This is a genomic window from Neobacillus sp. NPDC097160 (assembly GCF_044762155.1).
GTDB lineage: Bacteria > Bacillota > Bacilli > Bacillales > Cytobacillaceae > Neobacillus.
This window is the reverse complement of record NZ_JBIWDU010000030.1, coordinates 39659-47126: the sequence shown is the minus strand read 5'-3', so window position 1 is coordinate 47126 and position 7468 is coordinate 39659. Positions and strand designations below refer to the sequence as shown.

At 36.8% G+C, this 7468-nt stretch carries 7 protein-coding genes and 2 pseudogenes; 3 read left to right on the top strand and 6 right to left on the bottom strand.

The genetic code is table 11. The features are described from left to right. Positions 1 to 291: 291 nt before the first annotated feature. Positions 292 to 882 (top strand): annotated as a pseudogene (locus tag ACIQXV_RS27905) (ATP-binding cassette domain-containing protein); the annotation flags it as partial. Here the strand turns inward: ACIQXV_RS27905 and ACIQXV_RS27900 are convergent. The 3 genes from ACIQXV_RS27900 to ACIQXV_RS27890 form a co-directional block, all read right to left on the bottom strand. Further along, complete coding sequence (locus ACIQXV_RS27900) at positions 841 to 1518, bottom strand: FAD-dependent oxidoreductase (protein WP_402965096.1); 678 nt, start codon at positions 1516 to 1518, stop codon at positions 841 to 843. The pseudogene ACIQXV_RS27905 and the gene ACIQXV_RS27900 sit on opposite strands and share 42 nt — an antisense overlap. Before the next feature lie 84 nt (positions 1519 to 1602). Then, complete coding sequence (locus tag ACIQXV_RS27895; protein ID WP_402965091.1) at positions 1603 to 1959, bottom strand: FAD-dependent oxidoreductase; 357 nt, start codon at positions 1957 to 1959, stop codon at positions 1603 to 1605. A 270-nt stretch (positions 1960 to 2229) separates the two neighbouring features. Then, positions 2230 to 2607 carry a RidA family protein gene (locus ACIQXV_RS27890; protein ID WP_402965088.1) on the bottom strand — a complete coding sequence of 126 codons (378 nt, stop codon included), beginning with the start codon at positions 2605 to 2607 and terminating at the stop codon, positions 2230 to 2232. Between the two features lie 226 nt (positions 2608 to 2833). Between ACIQXV_RS27890 and ACIQXV_RS27885 the strand changes: the two genes are divergently transcribed. Continuing rightward, on the top strand, positions 2834 to 3151 hold the full coding sequence (locus ACIQXV_RS27885; RefSeq protein WP_402965085.1) for a hypothetical protein: 318 nt from the start codon (positions 2834 to 2836) through the stop codon (positions 3149 to 3151). 522 nt (positions 3152 to 3673) lie between these two features. Here ACIQXV_RS27885 and ACIQXV_RS27880 read toward each other — a convergent pair. Continuing rightward, positions 3674 to 3923 (bottom strand): annotated as a pseudogene (locus tag ACIQXV_RS27880) (cysteine synthase A); the annotation flags it as partial. 203 nt (positions 3924 to 4126) lie between these two features. Between ACIQXV_RS27880 and ACIQXV_RS27875 the strand changes: the two are divergent. Then, positions 4127 to 4885: a cell wall hydrolase gene (locus tag ACIQXV_RS27875; protein WP_402965083.1), complete on the top strand. Its 759-nt coding sequence runs from the start codon at positions 4127 to 4129 to the stop codon at positions 4883 to 4885. 130 nt (positions 4886 to 5015) lie between these two features. Here ACIQXV_RS27875 and ACIQXV_RS27870 read toward each other — a convergent pair whose 3' ends face one another. Together ACIQXV_RS27870 and ACIQXV_RS27865 are read right to left on the bottom strand one after the other, a co-directional pair. Beyond that, positions 5016 to 5138 (bottom strand): hypothetical protein, encoded by a 123-nt coding sequence (locus tag ACIQXV_RS27870; RefSeq protein ID WP_402965080.1) that lies wholly within the window; start codon positions 5136 to 5138, stop codon positions 5016 to 5018. A gap of 857 nt (positions 5139 to 5995) precedes the next feature. Beyond that, a complete protein-coding gene (locus tag ACIQXV_RS27865) occupies positions 5996 to 7462 on the bottom strand; it encodes a sodium:solute symporter family transporter (protein ID WP_402965077.1) in 1467 nt (488 codons plus the stop codon). Between the last annotated feature and the right edge of the window lie 6 nt (positions 7463 to 7468).

The following is a 7468-nucleotide window of genomic DNA, read 5'->3' as shown; positions in this document are numbered from 1 at the left end:
ATGGCAAAAAAGAACTTATTTAATATAAGTGAAAGACTAATCCTTCCAATTACAAATTGGGGGGATTTTTTATTCTCCCCTAGATAAGATTGATGTTTTTTAATCTGTAACTTTAATTAAATAAATAAAGGAGAGAGAGAAATGAGCAATTCAGACACTATTGTTACGCATGTAATACTCCGTATAAGTCGTTAATATCCATCAAACTTATACGGAGAAATTTAGAATAGATGGATGTACCGACTTTGTATAAAAAAGTAAAAAGTGTTGATATACAAAGGAGGAATTATCATGTCAATGATACAAGTACAAGACTTAACTTTTTCTTATCCAGGTAGCTTTGATAATATTTTTGAAGGTGTAAATTTTCAAATAGATACGGATTGGAAACTTGGATTTATCGGTAGAAATGGACGAGGTAAAACAACATTCTTTAATTTATTATTAGGGAGTTATGAGTATAGTGGGAAAATCATGTCTTCGGTAGAATTTAATTATTTTCCTTATCCAGTTTCGGATAAAAACAAGTATACTCATGAAATTTTTGAAGAAATTTGCCCCCAAGCAGAAGATTGGGAATTTCTTCGTGAAATATCCTATCTAAATGTTGATGTCGAGGTCATGTACCGACCATTTAAAACATTATCAAATGGAGAACAAACAAAGGTATCGCTTGCTGCACTTTTTTTGAATGAGGGTCAATTTCTATTAATTGATGAGCCAACCAATCATCTAGACACTGATGCAAGAAAGATTGTCTCTGATTATCTAAGGAAGAAAAAAGGGTTTATTTTAATTTCACATGACAGAATCTTTTTAGATGGATGCGTTGACCATATCTTATCTATAAACAACCGTCATTTTCGGCAGGAATTGTCTAATAACTAATTCATTTCGCCAGCCAGGTTGAACCACATCTAACACTTGCTCCAACTCACCCTCATCCTTCATTGCATCTGTTTGTGGACCTTGATATTTAAAAAGCGATATCACTTTTGTCCCATCATCACTCAAGATAGCTGGCCTTGGTTTTCCCTCCCTTGAAAGATGCGTAAAGAAGATAGGTTGATCCAATCCATAGATAAATTGGTGCTCATGTATAGGCAGCTGCCGTAATCCAACATCTAGACAGGCAACCGTAACAGGAATCGCTTGCTTGTTCCATTTATCGAGTGCTGTTTGATCCGCATGGGGAACTAGTTTGTGAGAAATGGATGGTGGTGTAGTTAGTATAACATTTAATGCTTCTATTCTAGTGCCACCCTCACATAAAATCGAGTGTACTTTTTGATCTTTATGTTCGACTGCAACCACTTTACAACCGGTGACCAGCTCCACTCCTTGTTGGACAGCAAGTTCACGCAGTTCTTCTACGAGTGTCCCCCAGCCTTTATCGAGATACAAGACTCCTTTTAGTGCACGCTGCAGCTGCTTTAAGGCAGGACCAGCAGCGTGTAATTCAGGCGTAAGCACATAAGTGGATGTTCGGAGCAGTGGATAGAACACGTTGCGCAGCATTGGATCATTCAATTGAGTTTCAATCCAATCGCGGATACTAATCTGGTTCCAAACGCTTGTGTCCATTTTTCCTAATTTAATGAACTATTTTGCTAAATCGAGCTTTCCTCCCCAACTTAGGAGCGGCGTTTGAATGAAGGAGGATACGTTCGTTGGAAAGGGCAATATTTGTTCTTTCCACATCCCGTAAGCATCAATAGATGGTGTGCTTCCCTCAAGTCGTAATCCGAGTTCGCGGAATGCTTCATACGCCTCCCCTTTATACAATGCATGCGCACCCAAATTAAAATATACACCCTGCTTTTTGTTGGTGATGGCTCTGCCTCCCCATTGCTTTTGCTGTTCCAATACAATGGTTCGTTTCCCTGTTTTTGCTGCATAAATCACAGACATTAAACCCGCAATTCCCCCGCCTACAATAGCCACTTCATATTTTATCAACGTCATCATCCTTTTCGGTTATTTACTAATATAACGGATGAGTAAAGGATTCTGTGACAAAATGGAGGCGAAAGTTTTTTGATGTCTTCATCTAAAGATGCAATAGTTTAAGAATTTCAACAAAAATAGCGTTAAATCCTTGTTGGATCAACGCTTTGGATGAGTGAAGATTGTTTCGCAATGCGAGGCTCATTTTAACATCATACATACTTTCGTTTAAAACCAAGCCTTGCTTTATCGACTTCTTTTGGGAGTTTGGGACTGCTATTTCTATCTTCTAGCTATCATCTCTATTTCAATCTGTGCACCTAGGGGTAGGGATGACACACCTATGGTTGTACGAGCAGGATATGGAGAAGAAAATTGTTTTGAATAAACTTCATTCATTGCAGTGAAATGATTCATCTCAGTTAAAAATACATTCACTTTTTCAACATGTTCAGGGGTTAAACCCGCTGCTTCCAATACATTGAAAAGATTTTTAAAACATTGATTTGTCTGTTCAACAATATCACCTTTTACAAGCTCTCCAGTCTGTGGGTCAATTGGAGTCTGCCCCGATAAAAATATTAAATCTCCTGCTTCAACAGCATGTGAGTATGGTCCAACAGAAACAGCTCCAGATGTACTAAAAGGCTTTCTTGCCAAATAAAACTCCCCCTTTGGATTAAAAATAATAAATATAGGTATATGACAAAATTATATGATATATTGCAGTTCACATTCAACTCACTAAATTTGAATAACGTTTAAGTACTTTAAAACTAGGGTCTACATCACTTAAATTGTACGGATTAGGTATAAAGACTAAGGAAAAAAGGAGGATTTACTTTCCCCCTTCAACTCTTAAAATACATAGGAGGAGGTTAGTAGAATGTTCAAAAGAGTGAGCATCCTTGTGGTGCTTTCATTAGTCTTATTAGCATTAGTTTTAGTTAGAACTCATTCACCTGCTCCTGCCTACAGTCCAAGTCCGAAAAGCAATGATTCTTCAGAGTACACTATGATAAAATATAAAATTACCAAAATTGAAGGCAATCAGTACTACGGAAAAAGGGATGACGAGACAGAGATCATTTTTTATAGTAAAAGTATCGTTTCGGGTAATGAAATACAAGTGAATGATGAAGTCATATGCTATTTTGAAAAAGGTAATTTAGGTAAAGGATTAGTAAAAGTAGAAAAGAAATGAGTATCCCCATAACTAAAGTTTAGGGGTTTCGAAAGAATAGGCTTTAAAAACCGCGTTGCCTTTTCCTTTTGCACTTGCTTTATGTAAAAAATCCATGACGCGGTTATTCCTCTTTCGATCCAGGGAACTCAATTGGTAAGTGGTAAATATCCCTTCTTTTGAACTTTTTCCATTTCTTATTATGTACATGTTTTTGCTCTTAATTTGTTATAGTATTGATTGAGCGATTTAACCGTGTGCCCTTGATAAGCAGCGGCTAAAGCCCCGTGCTATCGACTTCACTTTCATTTACTTATTAGAAGCTTTTTTTCGTGTCTTGGGCAATGGAACTCACTTTCATTTACCAATTAGAATCTTTTTTTCGTCTCCTGGGTAATGGAACCCGATATCATTTACCGAATGAACTTCTTTTTTTCCTATTCGGGTAATGAGCGGGATTATTAACATGACATAGGGGACGGTTCTCGTCGAGTTAAGTGGGGATAGGACCGGCCACAAAAACCGGCCACATGGACTCTGGACTCAACTTAGAAATAAGTCAGAAGACAAATAACGTTCTCCCGTGTCTGGATCTAGACGAAGGACTTTAGCTGAAGATGCTCCTGATGCGCATACAAAGTTCCCTTCCACTGAAGCAAGCCGGCGTGCCATTACCTGGACATCTTCATCCTTAATGTGCAAAATTTCATATAAAAATATCACGATTTAATATCTTAGGAATAAAACCGGGACCTGTTCCTGGGATTTTATGAGGTCCAAGATCACCGCCTGATGTTCCCCTCTTGGGTAATTTATTCCTCTACTTCGTATAATTTCCTAGTTTATGACATTTTCATAGGAGTATTGTCATAAAACAACTTTTTATGAAATGTTGTTCATCAAAACATAAAGATTTGTAATACTATCGTTCTGTAAATGAAGGATTTGCCGTGTTAGGGTAATATCATGAGAATTTTACAGGAGGTAGCTTACAGCATGAGAAATTCTTTTAAATCATTTATTGTAGCTGGTGTAGCTACAATTGCCTTTGGGATACACATTAATACGGCGAAGGCAATCACCGAATCGATCAATCTAAATGAACACAGCCTTCCGATACATGAAAAACAAACTAATTTAACATTGAATAATGGGGTAAAACAAGGTATTTCTATTGGAGAAATCTTACAACCGCAGAACATATCCATCCAATTAGCAAAACCTGTGATTAATATAGCTGCAAAAGCAGTTGAGTTACTAGCAGACCCATCAAAACCTGTAGATGAGACTACTAATGATTTACCAGAAGTAGCAGAAAAAGCGGTTCAACCAAATGAACCGAAAGTTGAAGCTCCAGTTGAAGAGTCTGCAACACCTGCGATTTCTATTTCAGATAAAGAAAAAGACTTATTTGCCAGATTAGTTGAAGCGGAGGCAAAAGGTGAGCCCTATGAAGGAAAAGTAGCCGTTGCAACCGTCGTGTTAAATCGAGTGGAATCCCCTCAGTTTCCTGATACAGTGACAGAAGTGATTAATGAAGTTGTCGGTCATGCTTATGCCTTTTCACCTGTTCAAAATGGTGAAATTAATAAACCGGCTTCAGAAGAGTCAATCCAAGCAGTAGAAGAAGCTCTAAAAAAAGAAAATACTTTAGATGATTCCATTTTCTTCTATAACCCAAAAATTGCAACAGATAATTGGATTCGTTCTCGTGAAACAGTGGAGACAATCGGGAATCACGTGTTTGCGAAATAGATTATTTTAAAAAGGATGAAACCTTCATTTCATCCTTTTTATATAATTTTTACAATAAATAATTTTAATTGATTTTCCCAATCCCAGTCTTTATATTGCTTTTTTCGCAATATTTGATCCAGAAACATGGTTATTTCTTCTTTTTATCTTGAGCCTTTAATGCTACTCTCTCAAGTCCTTCTTGCGCGAATTCTACATCTGTTTTTGGCATCGCTGGATTATTCCTTATTTGCTTATTCTTCTTATCAGACAAATTTGTCACCACCTTTACCAGTTTAAGTTCGTAGTTGGCATCCGCTTTTTTAGTTTGGATTATTTTTTGCAGGCTATACAATGCGGATTATTTTCGGTAAAACCTAACCGAACTGTTAGAAAACTTTAAAAAAAGCCATTTAAAGGTGTAACCTCTATTTATGAATGTGTCAGTCCGTCAGATGCTCCGACATTTGATTCATTAAAAGATTTCTTTTATGAAGGTAAAATTGTTAAGAAGTTCACTTTCATTGATCGATATCCTAATCGTTAAATCTTTCGTTCTCATTATAAACTCTTTAATTCCTATAAATTCTGATTCACTAATCAAGTAAAACTGTGTTCCACTTTTTATAGACGTTAAACTGTTTTTTTAATCTATATACCTTCATTGAATATCCTCAGTCGCCTCAATCACATACATATGGTGCTGGCGCATTCGTTTTGTTCTATTTATTTTATTGAATCACTTTCTCTAAAATGGTTCAACAGTTTTTGAATAGTAGTCAAATCAACCGTCGCATAATTTGGACAAGACAGACCAAACCTAATTATAATGGGTTTTTTCATACCCAAAAATACTTGTATTTACCATATTTGAAATGTTAATAAGTTATAATAAAAATAGGCCCCTATCCTTAAATAGAAGGCCCAAAACTGATTGTTTAACCTTATTCCATTAATTTTCCCTTTTCATATGAAGTCCAAGAAGATATTGTTTTCATACATTCATTCAAAGTGTCGTCTCAAAAAATAATTACCTTTTTATTCTAATAAGCTCTAAACCTTTTCCAACAACAGTGCTATCCCGTGCCCTCGGTACAGTACGGAAAAATAGTTTTGTAAACCCTGGATTTCCTAACCCTCAATAACACTTTCCAATTCTTTACTTATCTTTGCTTCATGTGGTTGGGTTACTAATGAAATGACAATAAATAAAAATGTTGAAACTGCCAATGCAAATGCACCATTTATAACCCCTGCAGGAAGAATCTTAAAGCCATATTTACCGCCAATTTCTAGAACAATATTTAATACTAGACTAATAACGATACTGTAAATGGCCCCCTGCTTCGTTGCTTTTGACCAAATTAAACCTAAAACAACGGAAGGAAAAATCGCGGATGCAAACATCCCCCACCCAAATACGCCTAATAAGCCAACCAATGTATTCATATAGAAGGAGAAAAATGCGGATAGGACAAGGAGACCTAGTACAGCAATACGACTCCAAAACAACTCATTTTTCACTTCAATATTCAATGCCTTCGGAATATCTCTAACAATACTAGCTGCGCCAATATTAACGAAACTACTGCCCGTGGACATGATAGCTGACATTAATCCAGCAATTACTAGTCCGCTTATAAATGGATTAGTGAACATTGTTAAGAAAACGGTTAAAGCATCATCTACAGAACTTACCTTTGGAAATTTCCCTTGTAGATTCAATACTAATGCTGCAAGTCCTATTCCGATTACTAACAAAGTGGTAATCATATAGGATATACTTGCGGTAAATGCCCCCCACTTTAAGTCCTTACTATCCTTAAGCAGTAAAAATTTAGTAAGAAAATGTGGTTGTGCGGCAGCTCCTAAACTAATCATAAAAAACCAGCAAAAGACTGTTAATACCGGAAATGTTCCAAAAGGGGAGGCCAATGCTGGATTGGATTCAACAAGGGTGTGAGTCATTTCTGAGATTCCTCCACCTATGTTAATTGCAACGAAAAACATGATAATTGAAACAACAATCATAATGGTGCCTTGAAACAGATCGGTATACACAGCGGCAATCATACCGCCACCGACACTATAAAAGGCCAAAATCGCCAAACCGATTAATGCACCAACCATTGGAGAAACTCCAAAAATGGAATGCATGATGACACCCATTGCCTGAACCTGTGTACCTAGATAACCTAGTACTCCTAATACCATGGCAACCGAAATCCAGCCGCGGGCTGTTTTACTCTGATAACGAATTTCTATGATATCCCCTATTGAATAAACCTCATCGAGCCTGCTCATTTTATATAGTCTTTTTCCTATGAGGAACCACGCTAATGCAAAACCTAATGGAGCAGAAACCATTAATCCGGAAGCAAATCCCAGACCGCCAGAAAATGTCAGCCCGGTTCCACCCACCATACCGAATCCGCTTTGAATAGAAGAAAAGGCTGCGATTGCCATAACAAACATTCCCATGTCTTTACCTGCAACGAAAAAGTCTCCACTTGTCTTAGTTTTTTTCGATGCCCAATATCCGATTAATACACAAATCAATAAATAGATAACGGCAATTGCGATTATCGTAGGATTCATGATTTT